The 23,397-nt window shown below is 66.3% G+C and carries 21 protein-coding genes and 1 tRNA gene; 5 read left to right on the forward strand and 17 right to left on the reverse strand.

Translation table 11 applies throughout. The features are described 5' to 3' along the window. Positions 1-39 precede the first annotated feature (39 nt). The 3 genes from pucL to uraD all read right to left on the reverse strand — a co-directional run bounded on the left by pucL (position 40) and on the right by uraD (position 1,891). Positions 40-924 carry a factor-independent urate hydroxylase gene (gene pucL, locus HIM68_RS16510; RefSeq protein ID WP_139907127.1) on the reverse strand — a complete coding sequence of 295 codons (885 nt, stop codon included), beginning with the start codon at positions 922-924 and terminating at the stop codon, positions 40-42. Between the two features lie 155 nt (positions 925-1,079). Next, positions 1,080-1,403, reverse strand: coding sequence for a hydroxyisourate hydrolase (gene uraH, locus HIM68_RS16515; RefSeq protein ID WP_172174149.1), 324 nt, complete (start codon positions 1,401-1,403; stop codon positions 1,080-1,082). Beyond that, positions 1,400-1,891 carry a 2-oxo-4-hydroxy-4-carboxy-5-ureidoimidazoline decarboxylase gene (gene uraD / locus HIM68_RS16520; RefSeq protein WP_139469311.1) on the reverse strand — a complete coding sequence of 164 codons (492 nt, stop codon included), beginning with the start codon at positions 1,889-1,891 and terminating at the stop codon, positions 1,400-1,402. The genes uraH and uraD overlap by 4 nt, the downstream gene beginning before the upstream one ends. A gap of 199 nt (positions 1,892-2,090) precedes the next feature. On the opposite strand from uraD, the gene HIM68_RS16525 reads away from it, so the two are divergent. Together HIM68_RS16525 and bcp are read left to right on the forward strand one after the other, a co-directional pair. After that, positions 2,091-3,284: a glycerate kinase gene (locus HIM68_RS16525; protein WP_172174152.1), complete on the forward strand. Its 1,194-nt coding sequence runs from the start codon at positions 2,091-2,093 to the stop codon at positions 3,282-3,284. Continuing rightward, a complete protein-coding gene (gene bcp / locus HIM68_RS16530; protein ID WP_172174155.1) occupies positions 3,281-3,760 on the forward strand; it encodes a thioredoxin-dependent thiol peroxidase in 480 nt (159 codons plus the stop codon). The genes HIM68_RS16525 and bcp overlap by 4 nt, the downstream gene beginning before the upstream one ends. Positions 3,761-3,850: 90 nt before the next feature. Here the strand turns inward: bcp and HIM68_RS16535 are convergent, their stop codons facing one another. The 13 genes from HIM68_RS16535 to HIM68_RS16595 form a co-directional block, all read right to left on the reverse strand. After that, positions 3,851-4,840 carry a DUF559 domain-containing protein gene (locus HIM68_RS16535; RefSeq protein WP_172174158.1) on the reverse strand — a complete coding sequence of 330 codons (990 nt, stop codon included), beginning with the start codon at positions 4,838-4,840 and terminating at the stop codon, positions 3,851-3,853. A 147-nt stretch (positions 4,841-4,987) separates the two neighbouring features. Next, positions 4,988-6,343: an allantoinase AllB gene (allB, locus tag HIM68_RS16540; protein WP_172174161.1), complete on the reverse strand. Its 1,356-nt coding sequence runs from the start codon at positions 6,341-6,343 to the stop codon at positions 4,988-4,990. Positions 6,344-6,455: 112 nt separating this feature from the next. After that, complete coding sequence (gcl, locus tag HIM68_RS16545) at positions 6,456-8,249, reverse strand: glyoxylate carboligase (RefSeq protein WP_172174164.1); 1,794 nt, start codon at positions 8,247-8,249, stop codon at positions 6,456-6,458. A gap of 126 nt (positions 8,250-8,375) precedes the next feature. Continuing rightward, positions 8,376-9,263 carry a 2-hydroxy-3-oxopropionate reductase gene (locus HIM68_RS16550; RefSeq protein WP_172174167.1) on the reverse strand — a complete coding sequence of 296 codons (888 nt, stop codon included), beginning with the start codon at positions 9,261-9,263 and terminating at the stop codon, positions 8,376-8,378. A gap of 36 nt (positions 9,264-9,299) precedes the next feature. After that, positions 9,300-10,124, reverse strand: coding sequence for a hydroxypyruvate isomerase family protein (locus tag HIM68_RS16555; protein WP_172174170.1), 825 nt, complete (start codon positions 10,122-10,124; stop codon positions 9,300-9,302). A gap of 170 nt (positions 10,125-10,294) precedes the next feature. Continuing rightward, positions 10,295-11,578 carry a guanine deaminase gene (guaD, locus tag HIM68_RS16560; protein WP_139469298.1) on the reverse strand — a complete coding sequence of 428 codons (1,284 nt, stop codon included), beginning with the start codon at positions 11,576-11,578 and terminating at the stop codon, positions 10,295-10,297. Positions 11,579-11,627: 49 nt separating this feature from the next. Then, complete coding sequence (gene xdhC / locus HIM68_RS16565) at positions 11,628-12,413, reverse strand: xanthine dehydrogenase accessory protein XdhC (protein WP_172174173.1); 786 nt, start codon at positions 12,411-12,413, stop codon at positions 11,628-11,630. Then, positions 12,410-14,788 carry a xanthine dehydrogenase molybdopterin binding subunit gene (xdhB, locus tag HIM68_RS16570; protein ID WP_172174176.1) on the reverse strand — a complete coding sequence of 793 codons (2,379 nt, stop codon included), beginning with the start codon at positions 14,786-14,788 and terminating at the stop codon, positions 12,410-12,412. The genes xdhC and xdhB overlap by 4 nt, the downstream gene beginning before the upstream one ends. Next, positions 14,788-16,245, reverse strand: a complete 1,458-nt coding sequence (locus HIM68_RS16575) for a xanthine dehydrogenase small subunit (protein WP_172174179.1) — start codon at positions 16,243-16,245, stop codon at positions 14,788-14,790. Before HIM68_RS16575 ends, xdhB begins: the two co-directional genes overlap by 1 nt. A gap of 195 nt (positions 16,246-16,440) precedes the next feature. Further along, on the reverse strand, positions 16,441-17,901 hold the full coding sequence (locus tag HIM68_RS16580; protein WP_139469292.1) for an NCS2 family permease: 1,461 nt from the start codon (positions 17,899-17,901) through the stop codon (positions 16,441-16,443). 287 nt (positions 17,902-18,188) lie between these two features. After that, positions 18,189-18,279, reverse strand: a tRNA-Ser gene (locus HIM68_RS16585). 63 nt (positions 18,280-18,342) lie between these two features. Further along, a complete protein-coding gene (locus HIM68_RS16590; protein WP_139469384.1) occupies positions 18,343-18,774 on the reverse strand; it encodes a nucleoside deaminase in 432 nt (143 codons plus the stop codon). A gap of 32 nt (positions 18,775-18,806) precedes the next feature. Beyond that, the gene (locus HIM68_RS16595; protein WP_139469289.1) at positions 18,807-19,358 is read right to left on the reverse strand and encodes a tRNA adenosine deaminase-associated protein; all 552 of its coding nucleotides are present in this window, start codon (positions 19,356-19,358) and stop codon (positions 18,807-18,809) included. 73 nt (positions 19,359-19,431) lie between these two features. Between HIM68_RS16595 and upp the strand changes: the two genes are divergently transcribed. The 3 genes from upp (at position 19,432) to HIM68_RS16610 (ending at position 22,193) form a co-directional block, all read left to right on the forward strand. Next, entirely contained in the window at positions 19,432-20,070 is a 639-nt protein-coding gene (gene upp / locus HIM68_RS16600) for a uracil phosphoribosyltransferase (RefSeq protein WP_172174182.1), read from the forward strand. Positions 20,071-20,357: 287 nt separating this feature from the next. Then, positions 20,358-21,176, forward strand: coding sequence for a winged helix-turn-helix transcriptional regulator (locus HIM68_RS16605; RefSeq protein ID WP_139907110.1), 819 nt, complete (start codon positions 20,358-20,360; stop codon positions 21,174-21,176). 75 nt (positions 21,177-21,251) lie between these two features. Next, entirely contained in the window at positions 21,252-22,193 is a 942-nt protein-coding gene (locus HIM68_RS16610) for an endonuclease/exonuclease/phosphatase family protein (RefSeq protein WP_172174185.1), read from the forward strand. 6 nt (positions 22,194-22,199) lie between these two features. Here the strand turns inward: HIM68_RS16610 and HIM68_RS16615 are convergent, their stop codons facing one another. Next, entirely contained in the window at positions 22,200-23,390 is a 1,191-nt protein-coding gene (locus HIM68_RS16615; RefSeq protein ID WP_172174202.1) for a MarP family serine protease, read from the reverse strand. Between the last annotated feature and the right edge of the window lie 7 nt (positions 23,391-23,397).

A 23,397-nucleotide genomic window follows, 5' to 3' on the forward strand; every position in this document is an offset into this window, starting at 1 on the left:
GAGATGGAAAGTCCTGTCTCAGCAGGTGATGTTCAGATCTCAGCAGAAGCCGGCGACCTGTGCCCATGCGTCCTTGTTCTCGTCGACGCCTTCACGGGTGAAGGTGGCTTCGATGAGGCCGTAGGGGCGGTCGGCAACGATGAAGACCTCGTTCGGGTTCTCGAGCCCGAAACGTTCGATGTCATAGAGGAAGTGGTGCTTGTTCGGGCAGGAGAAGCGGATCTCGTCGATCTCCGGCACAGCCTCGATGACCTTCTCGCCCATCTGGTACAGCGTGTGCTGCAGGGCGTGGGAGAAGTGATCGGTGAAGGAGTCGAGGATGATCTCCTTGACCTTGGTGTACACGGCTTCGAAGTCGAGGTCGGTGGTGTTGTAGATCCACCGGGTGGCGATATCGGTCGCGAGGATGCGGTCCTGGGTCTCGGGCAGGGTCGTGTACTTGTCCTTCGGGTAGCCGACGAAGCCCGACTCCGTGGTCTTGAGCACGGTGAGTCCGTTGAAGCCGGAGATCAGCGTGTCCTTGTCGCCGTCTCGGGTGAAGACGACGGTGCGGACCTCGGGAGCGGACTTGTAGAACGAGTGCTTGTGGTCGTTGATCCGGTCCCAGCCGTATTCTTCGGCTTCCCAGCGTCCGCCGGTGACCCAGTCGAAGCTTGAGGTGAAATGGTCGGCCAGGCCCATGAGGAACTGTTCGGGCGAGCTCACGCCCAGCTCCTTGGCCTTCGCGAAGACCGTGTTCTTCTGGGTGTCGGTGGCGACGACGTGCTCGTTGTTGCCTTCGGTGTGAGCGGTCTCGAAGTCGCCCCACAGCTGTGAGGTGACATTGAGATCGCGGATCTCGTGGCGGTCGGTGTCGCGGTAGACCCGCATGAGTCGGTTCTCCGCCTTGCCGTACTGGTTCGATGTCAGTCGGACCTTGCTCATTTTCTTCCTCCAGTTCGTCGGCGTGCACCCCTGCACACGCCGTGACCATTCGATTGGCGAGGCCTGCCGGCAGTTCCCGGACGGCTTCGGCGGTTTGTTGAGGATGGAGATCCTGCAGGGGGCCTGCTTCCCCTGTGAGCGATTGTGGGCGCGGCTCAGCTGCCGCGGTAGGTGCTGTAGGCGAAGGGGCTGAGCAGCAGCGGAATGTGATAGTGCTCCTGCCCGGCCTGGACGGTGAAGTCGATGGTGACCACGGGGTGGAAGTGATCGATCTCGCGGGCAGCGAAGTAGTCGCCGGTGCCGAAGACGATTCGGTAGTCCCCCGGCTCGAGGTGGTCGGGCCCGAAGTCGGAGACTCGCCCGTTGTCGTCGGTGCGGGCCGAAACGATGGTCTCGGCCCCGGAGTAGAGAGTGACCTCGAGGTCGGCGGCGGGGGTGCCGACCATGGAGTCGAGCGCGTGGGCGGTGATGAAGCTCATGAGAGGATCCCTTCGAGTCTCAGTTCGGCGATCTGGATGAGCTGCTGCCCGACCTCGGCGGTCTCATCCTCGTCGGTGTTGTCCATGCGGCGCTGCAGTTCGGAGAGGATCTCCTCAGGGGTGCGACCGGCGGCGCGGATGAGGAAGACGCGGTCGAAGCGGTCTTCGTAGGCGGCGTTGCCCGCGGCCAGCTGGGACTGCACGTCTGCTTCCAAGGTGCCGAGTCCGGCCTGCTCACGGCTCGAATGGGCCGCCTCGGCGCTGTCGCCCTTCGCCTTCTCACCGATGCGCGGATGATGGGACATCGCCGCGTCGATCTCGGCGGTGGTCAGCGGTGCGGCGGCGCGGGACGCCGCCTCGGCGGAGTCGAGGTCGGCCAGGGGGCGGGCGTCGACGATCGCGTCGATCCACCGGTCGACGTCGAGGCAGGGACGCAGAATTCCGCGGGCATCATCGGCTGGGAGTCGGTTGAACTCGGCCAGGTCCACGGTGACCTCCTTGGCAGGCGCTGAATGACTTTCACCGTTCGGAATACCATTTCCGAACAACTGCTCCGAGTCTGCTGGGCGTCATCGGCAATGTCAAATTGCTCACACATTTTTGTGGAAACTTTCTTCCGTATAGTGGATACTGTTCGTGTGGCAACCGCCGCACACCCGGCCATCGACGATGAGGTTGAATGAGTGCATGAGCCTGACAACGACAGATCAGACCCCGTCAATCGTCTGCGCCCCTGACTCATTCAAGGGTTCGGCCTCCGCTCCGGCCGCCGCAGCCGCCATGGCCCGCGGAGCTCGAGCAGTCTTCCCCAGCGCACGAGTCACCGAACTGCCCTTCGCCGACGGCGGGGAGGGCACGCTCGACGCCCTGCTCGCCGTCTGGGGAACCCGGCCGCGCACCGTCGACACGGTCGATGCCCTGGGCAGGACCGCCTCGGCGGACTTCGGCCTCTCCCCCGACGGAAAGACCGCGGTCATCGAGGCGGCCCAAGCCAATGGCCTGCCGCAGGTCTCGGACGTGGAGCTGCGGCCCGAACGCGCCGACACCTATGGTGTCGGGCTCATCGCGACCGCGGCGCTCGACCTCGGCGTCGAGGAGATCCTGCTGTGCATCGGCGGCTCGGCGAGCACGGACGGCGGGACCGGAATACTGGCCGCCCTCGGCGCCCGCTTCACCGATGTCGCAGGTCAGCCGGTCGCCCCGGGCGGAGGCGGCCTGGCCGCGATCGCTGCGGTCGACACCTCGGGGCTGGACCAGAGGGCGACGGCCGTGCGGTGGCGCATCGCCGTCGACGTCGACAATCCGCTCACCGGGCCCCGCGGGGCCGCTGCGGTCTTCGGTCCGCAGAAAGGGGCGGACGCGGACTCGGTGGCCGTGCTCGATTCCGGACTCGCTCACCTGGCGGAGGTGCTCACCGGCACCTCTGCCGAGGCGAAAGACCTGGCGGCGACTCCGGGATTCGGGGCTGCCGGCGGGATTCCGCTGGCGCTGACGACGATGCTCGGCGCCGAGGTGGTTCCCGGATCGACGATGGTCGCCGAGGCCGTGGGACTGTCCGAGGCCCTGGCCGACGCCGATTTCGTACTCACCGGAGAGGGATCCTTCGATTCCCAATCCCTGGGTGGGAAGGTCGTCGCGGCCGTGCGGGACCATGCCCCCGCCTCGGCGAGGGTGATCGTCATCGCCGGTCGGGTCGGCCTGACCGCCGCGGAATGCCGGGAAGCCGGGATCACGGCGGCGCTGTCGATCGCACCGGGACCGGCGGACCTCACCACCCTGTCCGAGCGCGCCGAAGCGCTCATCGAGGACACGGCCGCACAGGCGTGCGCACTCAGCGCACCGCCGGACGCACCATTTCAACGACGAAAGGACGCACCATGACCACGACCACTCAGACTCAGCTCACCGTCGGAGACATCGCTCCCGACTTCACGCTCACCGACGCCGAGGGGCGGACTGTGTCGAAGGCCGACTATGCCGGCCGCAGCGTCATCCTCTACTTCTACCCGAAGGCCGCATCGCCGGGGTGCACGACGGAGGCCTGCGACTTCCGGGACAACCTCTCGGCGCTGGCGGCCGCCGGCTTCGAGGTCCTCGGGGTCTCCCCCGATGACACCGAATCGCTCAAGGAGTTCGCCGCCGAGGAGGGGCTGACCTTCTCGCTGCTCTCCGACCCTGGCGCTGCAGTGGCGAAGGCCTACGGCAGCTATGGACAGAAGACGGTCGGCGAGCACACGTTCCAGGGCACCCAGCGCTCGACCTTCGTCATCGGCGCCGACGGCACGCTCACCCACGCCGAGTACAACGTCGACGCCCGCGGCCACGTGGCCCGTCTCCGCGAAGAGCTCAACGCCTGACCCCCCTAATTACTACCTGGCGGCGGCGGTGCCACCTCGCGCGAGGTGGCACCGCCGCCGCCACCTGCGTCTGGGAGCGTTTCCGGGCACTCAGTTCGTGCGCAGACGGGTGGCGAGCTCTCCGAGGATCCGCTCGAACGGAGCCGCGCGGAAGAGATCGCCGTATGTGAGCCGGATGATCGTGTACCCCCTGGCTTCGAGTGCGGCCTGACGCGCCTTCTCCGCGGCGATGCTCTCTTCCGGCGAACGTCCATTCATCGTGTACTTCTCCATGCCGTCGATCTCGATGATCAGACGGGCATCGTGATTGCAGAAGTCGACTCGGGCGACAACGCCTCCGGAGTGGTCGAAGAATTCGACTTGTGGTTCGAAGCCGATGATTCCGTGTTCGAAGAAGCGCACTGCTGCGATCGACTCCGACGGGGCTTCGCGCCTGCCATCAGTGAGGTCGAGGGCGCGCAGCACCGCCGCGTCCCCGCGTAGTTCGGGGCATTCGGCCAGCACCGCCTCGATGCGGAATCGCGCGGTGCGGCGTCGGCGGATCACCTCGTCGAGCATCGGCACCGACATATCGGGTCCGTAGTCGCGGGCGACGTCGATGAGCGTCCGTTCCATCGTCGTCACCGCATAGATGCCGACCATCTGGCGATGTGGTGACGGAACCTCTCTGTCCCGGACATAGAGGTGCTTGTACTTGCGGCTGATGTTGGGACGCAGCACCTCCACCCTGGACTCGGCCGGATAGGCGATCGGGAGGCCGTGGATGAGCGCCGCCGACAGATGTGAGAAGACCTCACGCCCCTTCGTTACTCGCCACCGTCCAGAAGCGGTGTGGATCTTCTCAGCACGAGTCCGGATGAGTACGCAAAGACGCTCGATCTCATCACGCATGTCGCCGTGGTGGCCGAACTCCTCGAAGTCCTCTTCACTCAGTGCCGACCAGATCGGCTCATGTCGCGCGTCCGTGCAGGAGCCGGTGGCCACATATCGTCCTCGCGCTACGCGTTCGAGGCAGCACTTCTCCCCGCGCCGAATCTCGTCTTTGGTGAACCCGAGCCGATAGAGCTTCTGCGTCGTCATACTTAAGTACATGACACCAAACTGCACTCTTGACCTTCAAAAGACAATAACCGAGAGCAATCTGTGGATAACTTCTCCCCAGAACTACCTGACGGCGGCCCAGCTACCTCGCGCGAGGTTGCTGGGCCGCCGTCAGGTAGTAATTGGTTAGCGGGCTTTGAGGAGGCGGCCCGCCGGGGTCTCGAAGTCGACCGGGGCTCCGCGCAGCACCGTCTGCGTGACCCGACCGCGGACGGTGCGGGTGTCGTACGCGCTGATCTGGTTGCGATGCCAGAGCTCCGTCGCCCGCACGGTCCACTCGTCGTCGGGGGCGAAGACGGCGAAGTCCGCGTCATTGCCTTCGGCGATCGACCCCTTGCCTTCGACCCGAGCCACGGCCGCCGGTGCCGCGGACATCCAGCGGACCACCTCGGCGAGCTCGATTCCGCGCTTCGCGGCTTCGGTCCACACGAGCGAGAGACCCAGCTGCAGCGACGAGATCCCACCCCACGCCGCACCGAAGTCGCCCGTGTCGAGCAGCTTCAGCTCGGCCGTCGAGGGCGAATGGTCGGAGACGATGCAGTCGATCGTGCCGTCGACGAGTCCCTGCCACAGCGCCTCCCGGTTCGATTCCTCGCGGATCGGCGGGCAGCACTTGTGCGTGGTCGCCCCGTCCGGGATCTCCTCGGCAGTGAAGACGAGGTAGTGCGGGCAGGTCTCGACGGTGAGCTTGACCCCTTCAGCCTTGGCCGCAGCGATCTGATCAAGCGCATCCGCCGACGCCAGGTGCAGGATGTGAGCCCGGGCACCGGTCTCCCGAGCAGCGTCGATGACGCGAGCGATCGCGACGTTCTCGGCCTCGCGGGGGCGCGTGGCGAGGAAGTCAGCGAACTTCGGACCCGAGTTCTTCGGCGCCGAGGTCATCACCTCGTGATCCTCGGCATGGACGATGAGCATTCCGTCGAAGGAGGCGATCTCGGCCATGTCCGCCGTCATCTCCGCCGGTTCCAGCGGCGGGAACTCCTCGACGCCGGAGTCCTCGAGGAAGCATTTGAACCCGTAGACGCCGGCCTCATGCAGGGGGCGCAGATCCGCGGTGTTGCCGGGGATCGCCCCGCCCCAGAAGCCGACGTCGACGAAGGCCTTGGGCTCGGCGACCGCCCGTTTCGTCTCCAGAGCTGCGACGTCGACCGTCGGTGGCAGCGAGTTCAGCGGCATGTCGACGATCGTCGTCACTCCCCCGGCCGCGGCCGCGCGGGTGGCGCTGGCGAAGCCCTCCCATTCGGCGCGACCGGGATCGTTGACGTGGACGTGGGAGTCGACGAGACCGGGCAGCAGCACCTGATCATCCGCGATCTCGATGACTTTCACCTCCGCCGAGGCGGCCGTGCCCAGATCCTGTCCACCGCGGGCGATCTCGGCGATCCTCCCGTCCCTGATCCCGATCGTCACCGGTTCGATGCCCTCCGGCAGCAGAGCCTTCTCGGCATGGATGATCAGGTCGAAGTCGGCGTCGTTGCTCATGTTCCTCCTCGGTCGCCCGCCCCTGGGGGCCGGTGGATTCAGTTTCGGTATACCGTTCTAGCCTACTCGGCTCGGGCGGTTCGGCCCAGCCCTCCGGCGGGTTCGGCCTTGCCTATTTCGCTGCGGCCAGTTCGCCCATCGGGCTCAGCGCCGTCGGAGCGTCGGCCGGGGTCTGGGCGAGCGTCTCGAACTCGTTGATCTGATCGAGGGCGGTTCCCATCGAGATGTTCGTGACGCGCTCGAGGATGACCTCGACGACCACGGGCACCTGGTGTTCGTCCATGAGCTCCTTGGCCACGCGCAGGCCTTCGCCGATGAGTTCGGGGTCCTCGACCCGCAGCGCCTTGCACCCGAGCCCCTGGGCGACGGCCACATGGTCGACTCCGTAACCGGACGATGCGGAACCGGCGGTGTTGATGTTCTCGAATGCCAGCGACACCTCATAGTCCATCTCGAATCCGCGCTGGGACTGGCGGATGAGACCGAGGTAGGAGTTGTTGACGACGACGTGGACATAGGGGATCTGGTGCTGCGCACCGACGGCGAGCTCTTCGATCATGAACTGGAAGTCGTAGTCGCCCGACAGCGCCACGACGGTCTCGCCGGGCTTGCCCTTGGCCACACCGAGCGCGGCCGGTCCGGTCCAGCCCAGGGGTCCGGCCTGTCCCGCGTTGATCCAGTGCCGAGGTCGGTAGACGTGCAGCATCTGGGCGCCGGCGATCTGGCTGAGCCCGATCGTCGAGACGTAGGTGACGTCGCGGCCGAAGGCCTGGTTCATCTCCTGGTAGACACGCTGGGGTTTGATCGGCACCTCGGTGAAGTTCGTCTTCCGGTGCTCGGTCGACTTCCGTGCCGTGCATTCGCCGGCCCAACCGGTGAAGTCCGGCAGCCCGCCCGACCGAGAGCGTGCGGCAGCCAGCAGTGCGTCGAGGGCGGCTCCGGCGTCGGAAGCGACCCCGTAGTCGGGGGCGAAGACGCGTCCGATCTGGGTGGGTTCGATGTCGATGTGGACGAACTTCCGACCCTTGCGGTACACGTCCAGATTCCCGGTGTGGCGATTGGCCCAGCGGTTGCCGATGCCGATGACGAGATCGGATTCGAGGAAGGACGCATTGCCGTAGCGCACATGCGTCTGGATTCCGACCATGCCCGCGGCCAACGGGTGGTCATCGGGGATCGCACCCCAGCCCATGAGGGTCGGCGAGACCGGGATGGAGGTGAGTTCGGCGAATTCGACGAGCCTGGCGGCGGCGTCGGCGTTGATGATTCCACCGCCGGCGATGATGATCGGGTGCTCCGCCTCGGCGATGAGGTCGAGGATCTTCTCCGCCTGCGTCGCGGTGGCCGCGGGCTTCGCCGGGGCCAGCGGTTCGTAGGTGTCGATGTCGAATTCGATCTCGGTCTGCTGCACGTCGATGGGCAGGTCGATGAGCACGGGTCCGGGACGGGCAGAGCGCATGAGCTGGAACGCGGTCTGGAAGACACCGGGCACCTGCCCGGCTTCGAGCACCGTCTTGGCCATCTTCGTCACGGGCTTCGCGATCGAGGCGATGTCGACGGCCTGGAAGTCCTCCTTGTCGAGCACGGCGACGGGTGCCTGGCCGGTGATGCACAGGATCGGCTGGGAGTCTGCGGCCGCGGCGTAGAGGCCGGTGATCATGTCGGTGCCTGCCGGGCCCGAGGTGCCCAGGCAGACTCCGATGTTGCCCGGTGCCGAACGGGTGTATCCGTCGGCCATGTGGGAGGCTCCCTCGACGTGCCGGGCGAGGGTGTGGCGGATTCCGCCGTGGGCCTTCATCGCCGAGTAGAGCGGGTTGATCGCCGCCCCCGGCAGCCCGAAGGTCTCGGTGGCACCTTCCTTCTCGAGGATGAGCACAACGGCGTCGACTGCGCGCATGCGTGTCATTGTTCGTCCTTTGTTCGTGAGCCGGCGACGACGCTGTCGCCGGCTCGGTTCATGGTTGGGCGGGACCGTTGGTGTCGTTGGGCCGACGACCCCGCCCGGCTGGTGTGGCCTCGCCGAGGCGGTCGTTCAGTTCTCGTTCTTGCCGGAGAGGGCTTCGATGACGGTGAAGAGGCCCGAGTGATCGAGTCCTCCGTTGCCCTGCTGCACGGTTGCGGCGACGAGCTGGGCGACCGTGGCGCCGAGCGGGATCGCGACTCCGGCCTCGCGGGCGGCGGCGGTGACGATGCCCATGTCCTTGTGGTGGAGTTCGAGCCGGAATCCGGGGTCGAAGGAGCGGTCGAGCATCTTCTGCCCCTTCTGGTCGAGCACCTTGGACCCGGCCAGACCGCCGCCGAGGACCTGCAGCGCCGCACCTGTTTCGACTCCATAAGCCTCGAGGAAGACGACGGCCTCGGCGAGAAGTCCGATATTGCCGGCGACCATGAGCTGGTTCGCGGCCTTGACCGTCTGGCCGGCCCCCGAGGGGCCGACGAGGACGATGGTCTTGCCGACGGCTTCGAAGACATCGGACACCGCGTCGAAGTCGGCCTGGTCGCCGCCGACCATGACGGAGAGGACACCGTCGATGGCTCCGGGCTCCCCTCCGGAGACAGGGGCATCGAGCGGTTTGAGGCCGGCGGCCTTGGCCTGTTCGGCCAGGTCCTTCGCGACATCGGGGCGGATGGTGGAGAAGTCGATCCAGGTGGCCCCGGCGGACGCGTGGGCGAGGATTCCGTCGTCGCCGGTGAGCACGGCTTCGACGTCGGGTGAGTCGGGAACCATGGTGATGATGACGTCGACCCCGTCCACCGCCTCGGCGATGGTGGCGGCGGCACTGCCTCCCGCCTCGGCGAGGGCGTCGGCCTTGGCCGGGGTGCGGTTGAAGCCGCGGACGTTGAATCCGGCGTTGACGAGGTTCTTGGCCATGGGCAGGCCCATGATGCCGAGTCCGATGAAAGCGATGGTCTTGGACATGGTGGGGGGGTTCCTTCGAGTCGTCGGTGGTGATGTTCAGGCGGTCTGGGCGGCGCGGTCGAGCCAGTCGAAGGCGGTCGCACGGTCCTGTTTGTATTCGAGTGCCACGGCTCCGGTGTAGCCGAGCTCGTAGGCGCGGTCGATCCACTGGCGCAGCGGCAGCGACCCGGTTCCCGGTGCCCCGCGGCCGTCGGCGTCGGCGATCTGGATGTGGCCGAAGTTCGCGGCTTCGGCCTCGATGACGGCCGCGACGTCGTCGCCGTTGACGTGCATGTGGTAGAAGTCGGCGAGCACGGCGATGTTCTCGGGTCCGTCGGCGCGGACCTGGGCGACCACCTCGGCGGCGTCGGCGTAGCGCTTGAGCGGGTAGGCCTCCGCTCCGGAGACGGGTTCGACGAGGACGGTTCCGCCGATTTCGGCGACCTTTCCGGCGGCCAACGCGAGGTTGGCGGCGGCGGTGGCGTCCTGAGCGGCCGGGTCCTGGCCATCGGTGCGCAGCCCGTAGAGGGCGTTGAAGGCGCGGCAGCCGGTGCGACGGCCGATGTCGACGACGATGTCGACGTTCTTCGCGAAGTCCTCTTCGGCATCGATGATCGAGACCATTCCGCGATCGCCGGCTGCCATGTTCCCGGCCCAGAAGTTCAGGCCTTTGAGGGCGACGCCTGCGGATTCGAGGGTGGCGATGAACTCGTCGACCTCCGCCGAGGATGGGCTCGGGTTCCCGTCGAAGGGCCACCAGAATTCGACGTCGTCGAAACCGGCGTCCTTCGCGGCCTGCGCGCGCTCGAGAACGGGCAGTTCGGTGAGCAGGGTCGAGCAGTTGAGGACGTAGCTGCCAGGTGAGGTGAAGTTCTGGGACATGGAGCTCTCCTTTGAGTTGCCGCTGTTTTCCGTATTGTGGAAGTGTGTTTCCATTCCGTGAAATCAGCATAAGTCGCCCTTGGAGCTCCCGTCAAGACCTGTCCCCCAGAACTACCTGACGGCGGCCCAGCAACCTCGCGCGAGGTTGCTGGGCCGCCGTCAGGTAGCAATTAGGGGTGGAGGGAGACGCCGTCGACCCAGACGTCCGCGATGTCGCCCGGGGTGCCCATGGCGAAGATCTTCGCCAAGGCGTCGCCGTCGTCGGCGGCGTGGCGGATGCCGACGTCCAAGGGCTGGCCCTCGGCCGGGCGGATGAGCACGGCGTCGAAGCGCTTGCCCTCGCCGAGCACCCCGACCTCATCGAGCTCGAGCGCCTCGGCGCCGGCAGAGGTCGCCAGGTGCAGCAGATGCGCAGAGGTCAGCGCCACTCCCCCGGCCGGGTCGAGCTGCTGCATGAAGTATGACTGCACGCCCTCCTTGAGCAGGTTGAACCCGGTGCCCGCTCCGACGTCCGAACCCAGTGCCACCCGGACGCCGGCCTCGACATGCCGACGCAGCGGGAAGAAGCCGCTGGCCAGAGCCGAGTTCGAGGTCGGGCAGTGCGCGGCCACGGACCCGGCCTCGGCCATCCGTGCCAATTCCCGATCCTGCGGGTGGACGTTGTGCGCGAGCACTGTGCGCCGACCGACGAGTCCCGCCCGGTCGTACGTATCGAGATAATCACGGGCATCCGGGTGGATCTGCGCGACCCCGGAGATCTCATCGACGTTCTCGTTCAGGTGCGAGGTCACCCAGACGCCCGGGTTCTCCTCCACGAGGCGGCCGCCGGCAGCCAGCAGCTCCGGTCCCGCAGAGAACGAGAATCGCGGGGTCACCGCGTAGCGCAGTCGTCCCTTGCCGTGCCACCGGTCGATGAGCGCTTGGCTCTCCTCGGTCGAACGCTCCACGTCGGTGAGCAGCGCATCGGGCAGGTTCCGGTCGCTCGTCACCAGCCCGGAGGTGATCCGCAGCCCCGATGCTGAAGCGGCGGCGAAGAAGGTGTCCATGGCGCCCGCGAAGTGCGAACCGAAGACCATCGCCGAGGTGGTCCCCGCCGAGATCAGTCCCGTAAGGAATTCACCGGCCACCGCCTTCGCGTAGGCGGGGTCCCCGAGCTTCGCCTCTTCGGGCAGGGCGCACTGGTCGAGCCAGTCGAGCAGCGGCCGCCCGAGATGGCCGATGGCCCTGACCTGCGGCAGATGGACGTGGGTGTCGATGAGTCCGGGGATGAGCACACCGTCGCGGAGGTCGACGACTTGCGCCTCGGGGTGCGCTGCCCGGGCGGAGTCGAAGTCGGTGCGGGAGGTGATGAGTCCGTCGTCGACGACGAGGGCGACATCGGCCGCCGAACGCAGCCGGCCGCCGGTGAATGGGTTGTCCGGCGTATCGAAGACGCGGGCACGGTAGATGACCACAGTGGTTCTCCTTGAGTCAGTGGTGGTGAAAGTCAGTGGTGGTGAAGAGTCAGGCCATGCGGCCGAGCAGGTCCGCGGCGACGCTCACGGCGATCGTCGCGGGTGCTTTGCCGGGCAGGTCGGGCAGTCCGATGGGGCACCGGATGGTGTCGATGGCCTCGGGCGCGAAGCCTTCGGAGGCGAGGTTCTTGCGGAAGCGCTGCCATTTCGCGTTCGAGCCGATGAGCCCGACCGATCCGAGGTCGCCGCGGGTCAGCGCCGCAGAGCACAAGTGCAGGTCCTCGGCATGGTCATGGGTCATGATGACCACGTGCGCTCCGGCCGGCAGCTCCGTGATCACCTCTTCCCCGACGACAGCGAATTCGCGGCGGATCCGCGCCACCGGCTCCTCCAACTCATCGAGAGCCTCGAGCTGTTCCGGCCGTGAATCGGACACAGTCAGGTCGAGATCGTGGCGGGCGAGGATCCGGGTGAGCTCGAGTCCGATGTTGCCGATCCCGAAGATCGCCACCGATGCGGGCACGGGCAGGGGTTCGAAGAGCATGGTGACCTCTCCGCCGCAGCATTGGCGACCGTATTTGGCCGGAGCCTTGTCGTTGAGCCGCAGGGTGAGCATCTCCGGAGCCGTCTGCCCCTCGGAGAGCAGCTCCCGGGCACGGGTGAGGGCCGTCATCTCGAGATTGCCCCCGCCGATGGTCCCGAACAGGTCATCGGCGGTGGCGATCATCTTCGCTCCCGCCTCGCGCGGGGCATGCCCGCGCACCGCAGCGAGAGTGACGAGGACAGCCGGCACCCGAGCTGCGCGAAGCTCGGCTGCGGTGTCCATCCAGGTCATGACGGAACTCGTTGTCCTTCCCTCGCCGAGGCGGCCGCCCCCGAGTCCTGCCCGCGGGCTTCTTCGATCGCCCAGAACACCGCTTCCGGTGTGGCCGGGGACGCGAGGTCGACGCTGTGGCCGGGTCGCGCGAAGGCACCGACGGCCTCGCGCAGGGCTTCGCGGACGGAGAAGGCGAGCATGAGCGGGGGTTCGCCCACGGCCTTCGACCCGTACACGGCTCCTTCTTCATGTGCTTTGTCGAGGAAGGTGACGTTGAAGATCTCGGGGACTTCGGAGAAGCTCGGAATCTTGTATGTGCTCGCTGCCTGAGTGGCCAGTCGGCCGCGGCTCGGCTTGTCCGATTCGTCCCAGCGCAGGTCCTCCAGGGTCAGCCAGCCGGCGCCCTGGATGAAGCCGCCCTCGATCTGTCCGAGGTCGAGCAGCGGTGACAGGGAGTCACCCACGTCGTGGACGATGTCGACGCGGCGCAGGGTGTAGGAGCCGTCGAAGCGGTTGACTTCGACTTCGGACACTGCGGCCCCGTAGGCGAAGTACTTGAACGGTTCGCCGCGCATCTGCGAGAGGTTCCAGTGCAGTCCCTCGGTGCGGTAGAAACCTGAGGCCGAGAGCTGGATGCGCTGGAAGTACGCGGTGTTGATGAGCTCTTCCCAGGTCACCGTCTTCGGTGAGGACAGCGCGGAGACGATTCCCCGCGAGATCTCCACCTCATGGGCGGGTGCTCCGAGGATGCCCGCGGCCACCTGCCGCAGCCGATCGAGGATCTGGTCGCAGGCGTTCTTCACCGCTCCGCCGTTGAGGTCGGATCCGGAGCTCGCCGCCGTCGCCGAGGTGTTGGGCACCTTGTCCGTGCGCGTCGGTGCCAGACGCACCGTCGACAGCGGCACGCCGAGGGTGGTGGCCGCGACCTGCAGCATCTTCTGATGCAGCCCCTGCCCCATTTCGGTGCCGCCGTGGGTGACGAGGACGGAACCGTCCTTGTACACGAGCACGAGCGCCCCGCCCTGGTTGAATGCGGTGAGGTTGAACGAGATCCCGAACTTCACCGGGGTGATCGCCAGACCGCGTTTGATATGCTCGCTGCCCGAGTTGAATGCCTCGATCTCAGCCTCGCGGGCTTCCAGATCGGATTGGGAGATGAGCTGGTCCCAGCACGCCCCGATCCGCTCGGGATGACGCACCGGCTGATAGTAGGGGGTGTCCTGACCTTGTGCGTAGAAGTTCCGGCGGCGCAGCTCGCGGGCGCTGAGTCCCAGCTGCGGGGCGACGCGTCCGATGATGTCTTCCATGACGAGCATGCCCTGTGGGCCGCCGAATCCGCGGAACGCCGTCTGCGAGGTCTTGTTGCATTTGGCGATGCGGCCGGTGACCCGGATGTTGGGCACCCAGTAGGCGTTGTCGATATGGCACATGGCGCGGGTGAGCACCGGTTCGGAGAGGTCGAGGCTCCACCCGCCGTCCGCGGTCAGCGTCGCATCGAGGGCGAGGATCTTCCCCTCCTCGGTGAATCCGATCTTCCAGGACGAGTGGAAGCCGTGCCGTTTGCCGGTCATGGTGATATCGCGGGTGCGGTCGAGACGCAGCCGCACCGGCCTGCCCGTGAGCTTCGCACCGAGCGCGGCCAGGGCCGCGTAGCCGTGGGGCTGCATCTCCTTGCCGCCGAAGCCGCCGCCCATGCGCAGGCACTGCACGGTCACCTCGTGGGCGGGAACTCCGAGGACGTGGGAGACGATGTCCTGAGTCTCGGTGGGATGCTGGGTCGAGGACTGGATGAAGACCTGTTCGTTCTCGTCCACGTGTGCCAGGCAGGCCTGCGTCTCGAGGTAGAAGTGCTCCTGGCCGGCGAACTCGAATTCGCCTTCGAAGACATGAGCGGCATCGGCGAACGCGGAGTCGACCTCGCCCTTGTCGATCGACAGGGGCTTTCCGTGGTAGCTGTCGGCGGCGATCGCATCCCGCACGGTCACCAGTGACGGCAGCTCCTCGACCTCGGCGATGACGGCGGCCGCGCCTTCCTTCGCGGCTTCGAGATCCTCGGCGAGCACCCAGGCCAGGGGCTGGCCGAAGAACATGATCTCGTCGACCGGCAGCATCGGCTCATCGTGCTTGACGCCCTGATCGTTGACGCCGGGGATATCGGCGGCGGTGATGACCTTGACGACTCCGGGCACCGCATAGGCGGGTTCGATATCGATGGCGCCGAGGCGGCCGTGCGCGGTCGTCGACTGCACGGGGAAGGCGTGGAGGACCCCGGTGAGGCGTCCGACGAGGTCATCGGTGTAGAGCGCGGTACCGGTGACGTGACCGAAGGCGCTTTCGTGGTGGTGCCGTTCGCCGACGACCGGGTCGGCGGGGCGCTGGGAGAGCTGGCTCATCACTTGACCTCCTTGCTGGTCACGGCCGGGTGGCCGAGCTGCTCGGCGTAGAAGCGTTCGAGGGAGGACCGCAGCATCGCGGTCCGGTATTTCGCACTCGCCCGGTGGTCGTCCATCGGGGTGCCTTCGGCGGCGAGGGTCTCGGCCGCCTGGTGCACGGTCTCCAATGTCCATGGCCGGCCTTCGAGGAGGGCTTCGGTGGCGGTGGCGCGCAGCGGGGTGGCGGCGACTCCACCGAGGCCGATCCGGGCCTTGGCGATCAATCCGTCCTGGATGTCGACGGCGTAGCCGATCGCCACCGAGGAGATATCGTCGAAACGGCGCTTGGCGATCTTCTGGAACGACGTCAGCGGGGACAGCGGCAGCGGGATGCGGATGGCGGTGATGAGTTCATCGGACTCCCGCACCGTCTGCCGGTATCCGGTGAAGTAGTCGGCCAGCGCCACGGTCCGGGATCCGCGCACCGAGGTGAGCACGAGCTCGGCCTCCAGCGCCAACAGAGCCGGCGGTGTGTCGCCGATGGGCGAACCGGTGCCGAGGTTGCCGCCGATGGTCGCCCCGTTGCGGATGAGGCGGGAGGCGAACTGTGGGAACAGCTTGCCCAGCAGCGGAATGTCTCCGGCGAGCTCACGTTCGAGTTCGGACAGGGTGTGGGAGGCACCGAGTTCGACGAACGACTCGGTCCGGCGGATTCCGCGCATCTCCTCGAGCCGGTCGACGGCGAGGATGTTCTTACCGCGTGCTCCCTTGATGTTGACCTCGACGCCCCAGTCGGTGGCCCCGGCCACGACGGTGGCCTCGGGATCCTGGCTGAGGATGGAGGTCGCCTCGGCGAGGGTGGCGGGACGACGGTAGCGCCCGATCTTTCCCGTGGCGGTGTCGGCGCGCTGATAATCGGTGGCTCGAGCCGACGGGGCCGGGCGGTCACGGCGGGCGGCCAGAGCATCGTCGGCGGCGGGCTCTCCCAGCGCATTCGCGGCGTCGCGGATGGGACGGTAGCCGGTGCAGCGGCACAGATTGCCCGACAGGGAGTGGAGGTCGAAGCCGTCCTCGCAGCGGTCGGGCCGGTAGTATTCGGCGGCCATCGAGGAGATGAAGCCGGGGGTGCAGTATCCGCATTGGGATCCGCCGCGCACGGCCATCTCTTCCTGGACGGGGTGGACGGTGTCTCCGTCGGCCAGACCTTCGGAGGTCACGACCTCTCCCCCGTCGAGGGCTGCTGCCGGCAGCAGGCAGGAGTTCACCGAGGTCCAGCGGGTTCCGCCGGATTCATCGGGGCGGGCGACCATGATCGCGCAGGCCCCGCATTCGCCTTCGGCGCAGCCTTCCTTCGCTCCGGTCAGACCCTGACCGCGCAGGAAGTCCAGCGCATTCGTATGGGGTGGGCCGTCGAACTCACGAACGGTCCCGTTGATTGTCACTTCGGCAGTTGACTGGTCCGTTGTCGCTGCGGACATCGCACTTCACACCTCCCGCGCCTCTCCACTGAGGCGCACAGTGCATGGTTGGAACAATTTGCTTCGTTCTTCGAGCCTCTGGTTATCCATGCGAACAGCGCAGAAGAACGCGGAAGAGGGGACTGGACGTCCCCGCAGGTCAAGCCCCGTGGGCGATCTGACCCTTTCCCCAAGCTGAGTGTCCAACCATTGTTCTCATGCCCCCAAGATAGCCGAAATCGGGCCGCGAACGAAGTACAGGACGAATCCGGCCGAGACGACCCACAGCAGCCAGTGGACCTGACGGGCACGGTTGCTCATGGCGTGGATGAGCGCCCAGGAGATGAATCCGACGCCGATTCCGTTGGCGATCGAATAGGTCAGCGGCATCGTCACCATGGTGAGGAAGACCGGCAGCGAGGTGCGGAAGTCGGTCATGTCGATCTCACGGATCTGCGTGACCATCATGGCGCCGACGACGACGAGCGCAGCGGCTCCGGCTTCCATCGGGATGACGGCGATGAGCGGTGAGAAGAACATCGACAGCAGGAACAGCACACCGGTGATGCAGGCGGCCAGACCCGTGCGTGCGCCTTCGGCGATTCCGGCTGCGGAGTCGACGAAGACCGTGTTCGACGAGGCAGAGGCACCGCCGCCGAAGACCGCGCCGAGACCTTCGACGATGAAGGCTCCGCGGATGCGCGGGAACATTCCGTCCTCGGTCTGCAGTCCGGCGCTGCGGGCCAGTCCGGTCATCGACCCCATGGCGTCGAAGAAGTTCGTGAACACGAGGGTGAACACGAGCATCGTGGCCGCGAGGACTCCGATGTGCTGGAAGCCGCCGACGAGGTCGAAGGCGCCGATGAGACCGAAGTCGGGAAGGGCGATGACCTGTTTCGGGAATTCCGGAGCTGAGAGGTTCCAGCCCAGCGGGTCCGGATTGACCGGGTCGCCGACGGTGCCGAGCTTCGCGAACGCCTGGATGATGATCGCGGCGATCGTGGCCACGATGATGCCGATGAGGATGCCGCCGGGAATCCTCCGCGCCACGAGGATGCCGATGAGGACGAGCGCGAAGACGAAGACCAGCGTCGGCAGGGAGCCGATCGATCCGTCCTGACCCAACTGGACGGGTGGGCCGGCCGGGGTGCGGGTGACGAACCCGGCGTTGACGAAGCCGATGAAGGCGATGAAGAGTCCGATGCCCACAGTGATGGCGATCTTCAGTGCGTGTGGGACGGCGTTGAAGATCGCGGTGCGGATGCCCGTGGCACCGAGGACGACGATGATGACGCCGTTGATGACCACCAGTCCCATCGCATCGGCCCAGGTGACCTCCTGGACGACGGACACGGCGAGGAAGCTGTTCATGCCCAGGCCTGCGGCCAGACCGAAGGGCAGTCGGGCGACGACGCCGAAGAGAATCGTGATGACGCCGGCGACGAGCCCGGTGACCGCGGTCAGCTGGGCGAAGTCGAGGCTGTCTCCGGCGATGTCCTGGGAACCGCCGAGGATGAGCGGATTGAGGACGACGATATAGGCCATCGCGACGAAGGCGACGATGCCTCCGCGGATCTCCTGTCTGATCGTCGAGCCTCGATGGGTGATTTCGAAGAATTTGTCGAGAAGCCCCGGTCTCGAAGATGCGGTCTGCACCGCTTGGTCGTTGTCAGCCATTTTCATGGACCACCTCAGGTTGTTCGATTTGGTCAGCCGGCGACATCATCGTCGTCGGCCCTGCGCCTTGAACATGCGCAATGAGACAGTCGAGTCTTCAGCCCCGGATACCGGACCGGGATACCGAAAAGTAATTCCATATCCCGGAAAACTCTTTCTGTTTCACCGAGCAAGTCTCGCCGCTCGACCCTGGTGTGTCAATCATCACACCTCTGACCGCGCCGATGCCATCCTTCGACGAGACAGACGAAACCCCTGACCAGAAGCGTCTGATCAGGGGTTTCCCTTGGCGGTGGCGGTGGGATTTGAACCCACGGTAGGGGGTTGCCCTACACAACATTTCGAGTGTTGCACCTTCGGCCGCTCGGACACGCCACCGCCGACAACTGTACAGCTGTGGACTTTCTGCGTCCAAATCGGTTCGCCGTGAGCTGGGACACGTCAGCGTTTGGCCGCGAAGAACTCCCTCAGCAGGGCCCGACTCTCCTCCGCCCGGACGCCCGAGGTGACCTCCGGATGGTGGAGTGCGGCGCGGTCGCGCAGCAGATCCCAGACCGAGCCGACCGCCCCGGCCTTGTCGTCATAGGCCCCGAAGACGACCCTGTCGATGCGGGAGCCGACGAGGGCTCCGGCGCACATCACGCACGGTTCCAGCGTGACGACGAGGATGCAGCCGTCCAAGCGCCATTCGCCCCTCGCCGAGGCGGCGGCTGAGATCGCCATGAGTTCGGCGTGGCCGAGCGGGTCGGCATCGATCTCGCGTCGATTGTGACCGCGCCCGATGATCTCACCGGCACCGTCGATGACCACGGCCCCGACGGGAACGTCGTCATGAGCGGGCGCCAGGGCCGCCTCGGCGAGGGCATGACCCATCCATTCATCGAGCCGGGTCACGGACGCAGCGGTCAGCGTGCGGCCTCGAGCTGATCGGCGAAGCCGACGGTCTCACCGACATGGGCGACGACGCGGGCCGGGTCGGACCGATAGCTTTCGACCTGGTCGATCAGGGTGGCGGCGGGGACTCCGCGGTCGGAGTAGATATCGGCGTCTCCGCCCCATTCGGCATCGGCGTCGAACTCGAGCATTTCGACCTCGTCTTCGTCGTCCTCCTCGTCGACGGCGGCCTCATCCTCCTCGGCCCCGAAGTCCTCTTCGGGTTCGGCGTCATAGGCGTCGGGGCGGGAGTCGAGGAAGTCGGCGAAGATCTCCGCGAACGGGCTCGCCTCGGCCGCGGCGAGGTCGGACAGGAAGACCTTGACCTCATTGTTCCGGCACAGGCGCACGAGCCCGAACCATTCGTCTTCGTGTTCGATGACGGCCACGGCCTCTCCGTCATCGCCGGCTGCCGAACGCATCATATCGACGAGGTCGTCGAGGTCGTTCGCGTCACGGACGTCGACATCGAGGGCGCGGAAGCCATCGCCGGAATCGGCCAGGATCTCAGTGAAGTACGACATGCCTCCATTGTGAACGCTTCGTCCCGCGTTGACCACTGCCTTGAGCCCGAAGTTCTCCCGTACCATTTGGGGTATGCATCTTCACGTAGCCGACCACCCGCTCATCGCCCACAAACTCACCGCTCTGCGCGATGTGAATACGGATTCCGCTCGTTTCCGACAGCTCACCGAAGAGCTCGTCATGCTGCTGGCCTATGAGGCGACCCGCTCGGTGGCCGTCGAGGACAAGGAGATCTCGACTCCGGTAATGACGACCATCGGCACCCGCATCGCCGAGCCCCGCCCCGTCGTGGTCCCGATCCTGCGCGCCGGGCTCGGCATGCTCGACGGAATGCTGCGCATCCTGCCCACTGCCGAGGTGGGCTTCCTCGGAATGGTCCGCGACGAGACCACTTTCGAACCCAGCGCCTATGCCGATCGCCTGCCCGATGACCTCACCGGCAGGCAGATCTTCGTCGTCGATCCGATGCTCGCCACCGGCGGCACCCTGGCCATGGCCATCGACTTCCTGCTCGCTCGCGGAGCCCGCGACGTCACCGCCGTGTGCCTCGTCTCCGCCCCTGAAGGCGTCCAGCGCATCGAGCGCGACTACAGCGATTCCGCCGAGGTGAAGGTGTACACCGCGGCACTCGATGAGAAGCTCAACGAGAAGGGCTACATCGTGCCCGGACTCGGCGATGCCGGGGACCGGATGTACGGAATCGTCGACTGACGGCACCTGCGGATGACGATTTCGGTCGTCGACCCCGGCGACTGTGACGTCATATTTCGTCACAGTCGTCTCATTTTCGGGTTTTCCTTTGCGCGGCCGAAGTTTTGTGACAAATAATGAAGTCATGACTTCGACGATCCATCAGATGCGAATGCCGGGCGCACATGTGTGTATGCCCTGCGTTCGTGGTCGGTGATCGTACTCCCGCTGTCCGGCCTCGAACGAGTTCACTCAAGCAGCGGACTCTTCCAGTCATATCGACCTCATGGTCGGAGCAAAGGACAGCTATGCCGAATCCAGAACCCGCCTACGTCCACCCCCGCAGTGCAGTGGCCACTCGACGTGCAGGAGCCAGGTTGAGCGCAGTCGACCCGCAGAACCCACCGCACACCTACGGGCCCGCCGGAGTCGTCCCCTCGCCGAAGGCCGCCCGCGGAATCATCGTCTACATCGGACTCGATGAGACCAAGGCCGCAGCCGACGGCACGAACCTCTCCGCGATCGCCGCTGAGCTGCAGGCCTACGCCAAGGAACTCGCCAGCCAGGCCGAGACCCAGGCCGTCATCGCCTTGGCACCGGAGGGCCGCGGCAGCGATATCGACGCCGTGCGAGCCGTGGCCAACGGCTCCCCCGCCGCGACCGGTGCACCGGCGGCGACACACGGCCCCGTGCGTTCGCGCATTCCCAACCGCATCCACCCGCCGGCCCTGCGCGAGGAGGCTGCTCCGGCGGCTCCCGCACCCCGCGGTTTCGGCGGACGGGCCGGCGACGCCTACACCCAGGCCACCGGCGAACGTCTGCGCATCGACATCCCCCGCCGCGAGGTCCGCATCGACGGCGACCTCGTCGATGTCACGACGAAGGAATTCGACCTGCTCGCCACCCTCGTCTCCCATGCCGATGAGACCCTGCCCCGTGAGGACCTCATCACCGCGGTATGGTCCGGCGGTGAGGTTCCCGACGAACGCACCGTGGACGTCCACATCCGCCGACTGCGGCGCCGCCTCGGCGAATATGCCTCCGTGGTGCGCACGATGAGGGGTTCGGGTTATCGCTACGACACCCACCCCGATGTGACTGTGTGGAGCGCGACTGCGCGTCGCTGACGTCGTGCGGCTGTGAGCCGCGTCGCAAGTCGCTTCCAGCGTGGGGCCAGACTTCCCGGTTAAGATCGTTGATCGATGAACCAGGCATATTCCTCACCGCGCAGAAGGCACAGCCCCGCGAAGGGCATCACCGCATTGATCTTCGGGATCCTCTATGCGGCATTCCTGCTTCTCCACGATCTGCTGCCGACGCGGATGGGCATCGCGCTCATCCTCGAATCGGTGCTGCCGTGGACGGGAATCGTCCTCGCGCTCGTGCTGCTCATGTTCCTCATCCGCTTCTCGTGGCTCTCAGCCATCGGATTCCTCGTGCCCGCTCTGGTGTGGACGGGGATGTTCGGCCCCGCCTTGCTGCCGAACGAGGATTCCGGTGATCCGGACCTGACGGTGGCCACTCACAATGTGGGGGCGAGGATGCCGCAGCCCACGGCTGCCGCGCAGAACATCGTCGACCGTGATCCGGACATCGTCACGATCCAGGAACTCGAATCCCTGTCCGGCAAGATCATCCACAAGGAGCTCGACTCCTCGTTCGAGCATTCGCAGGTCGTCGACACCATCGGCGTATGGTCGAAGTGGCCGATGTCGGAGCCCAAGGAGGTCGACCTCGGCCTGCAGTGGCCGCGCGCGTTCGCGACCACGATCTCGACCGATCACGGTGACATCCGCTTCTATGCCGTGCATATGCCTTCGGTGCGACCGGGCCACGAATCGATGCGCAATGCCGCTCTGCGCCGCCTTGCCACGACGGTGGAGACCGATGGTGCCGAACATGTCGTCGTCGCCGGCGACTTCAACACGGCGACGACGGACAACAATATGGAGACCTTGGTGCCGCCGCTGCAGGATACCCGGGAAGAGGCCCGAGGCGGCTTCGGCTTCACTTGGCCCTCCCAGTTCCCCGTCACCCGGCTCGACCATGTCCTCTACCGTGGTTTCGACGCCACCTCCGACGAGGTGCTCGAACGCGGATCGAGCGACCACCGCGCCGTCCTCGCCGGACTCGACCTCAAGTAGTCGGGGTTAGTTCGTGCACTGCCCCGTCGGCTGCGGTGCGCGTTCGGCGGCACCTGCGTCGAGTTCGTCGGCGATCTCGGCTCGGGTGAGGGCATAGCCGGTTTCGTCATCGGTGGCGGAGCGGGCGAAGACCATGCCGACGACGTTTCCGTCGGCGTCGATGAGCGGTCCGCCCGAATTGCCTTCCCTCACGATTCCGCGCAGTGCATAGACTTCGCGGACTACCGACTCCGAATCGTAGATGTCGAGTCCGCGGGCGTTGATCTTCTCCCGCACTCGGGTCGGTGAGATCGTATAGGGACCGTTCGCGGGGAATCCGACGACGACGGAGTCGTCTCCCGGTCCGAGCCCGTTGCCGAAGTCGAGAGCGGGAGCATCGAGACCCTGGACCCGGAGCACGGCCACATCGGCTTCGGCGTCGAATTCGACCACCTCGGCGCGGTAGGGCCTGCCCTTGCCCCCGACCTGTACGGCCAACTCAGTGGATCCGGCCACGACGTGGGCGTTGGTGGCGACGAGTCCGTCTTCATAGACGAAGCCGGAGCCTTCCGAACCAGTGGCGCAGCTGGTGGCCGTCGTCGTGATCTTGACGACCGAGTCCTCGACGCTGCGTCCGACGTCGACCATGCCTTCGTCGGGTTCTCCGACTCCGCGGATCTGTTCGGGCTGCCCGGAGAACACCTGAGGGAACCCGGAGGCGCTCAGTCCTTTCGCCAGTCCGCCCAGGGCGTTCTGGGAGGAGTAGGGAATGGTGCGGTCGATCGCGGCGATGACGGAGGAGTCGGCGACCCAGCGGTTGGGTTCGACGAGCGGGGTGGTGCGGATGAATCCGGCGGCGAGCCAGATGACGAGGACATAGACGATTCCGGCGGTGACGGTGCCGCCGACGGCGTCGATGCCCTGGCCGAGGTCGGAGTCCATATTGTTCTTGATCCACGCCCCGATGCCGCTGCCGGCGAAGGCGAAGAGGACGCTGAGGACCAACGGCATCGAGGCCAGCAGCATGAGCACGCCCTGGTTGTCCATGACGTCGGTGCCGGCGCTCAGCGATTCGACGAGCGGGGAGAGCAATCGGCCGAGGATCCAGCCGACGATGAAGCCCGCCGCCGTTCCGAGGGCGGTGATGATGCCCTGGCGGAACCCGGCGAAGAGCGCCCCGATGCCGAGGACGATGAGGAGAATGTCGAAGATCGTCACCGCTGGA

It is taken from the genome of Brevibacterium sp. CT2-23B (assembly GCF_013168765.1).
Classification (GTDB): Bacteria; Actinomycetota; Actinomycetes; order Actinomycetales; family Brevibacteriaceae; genus Brevibacterium; species Brevibacterium sediminis.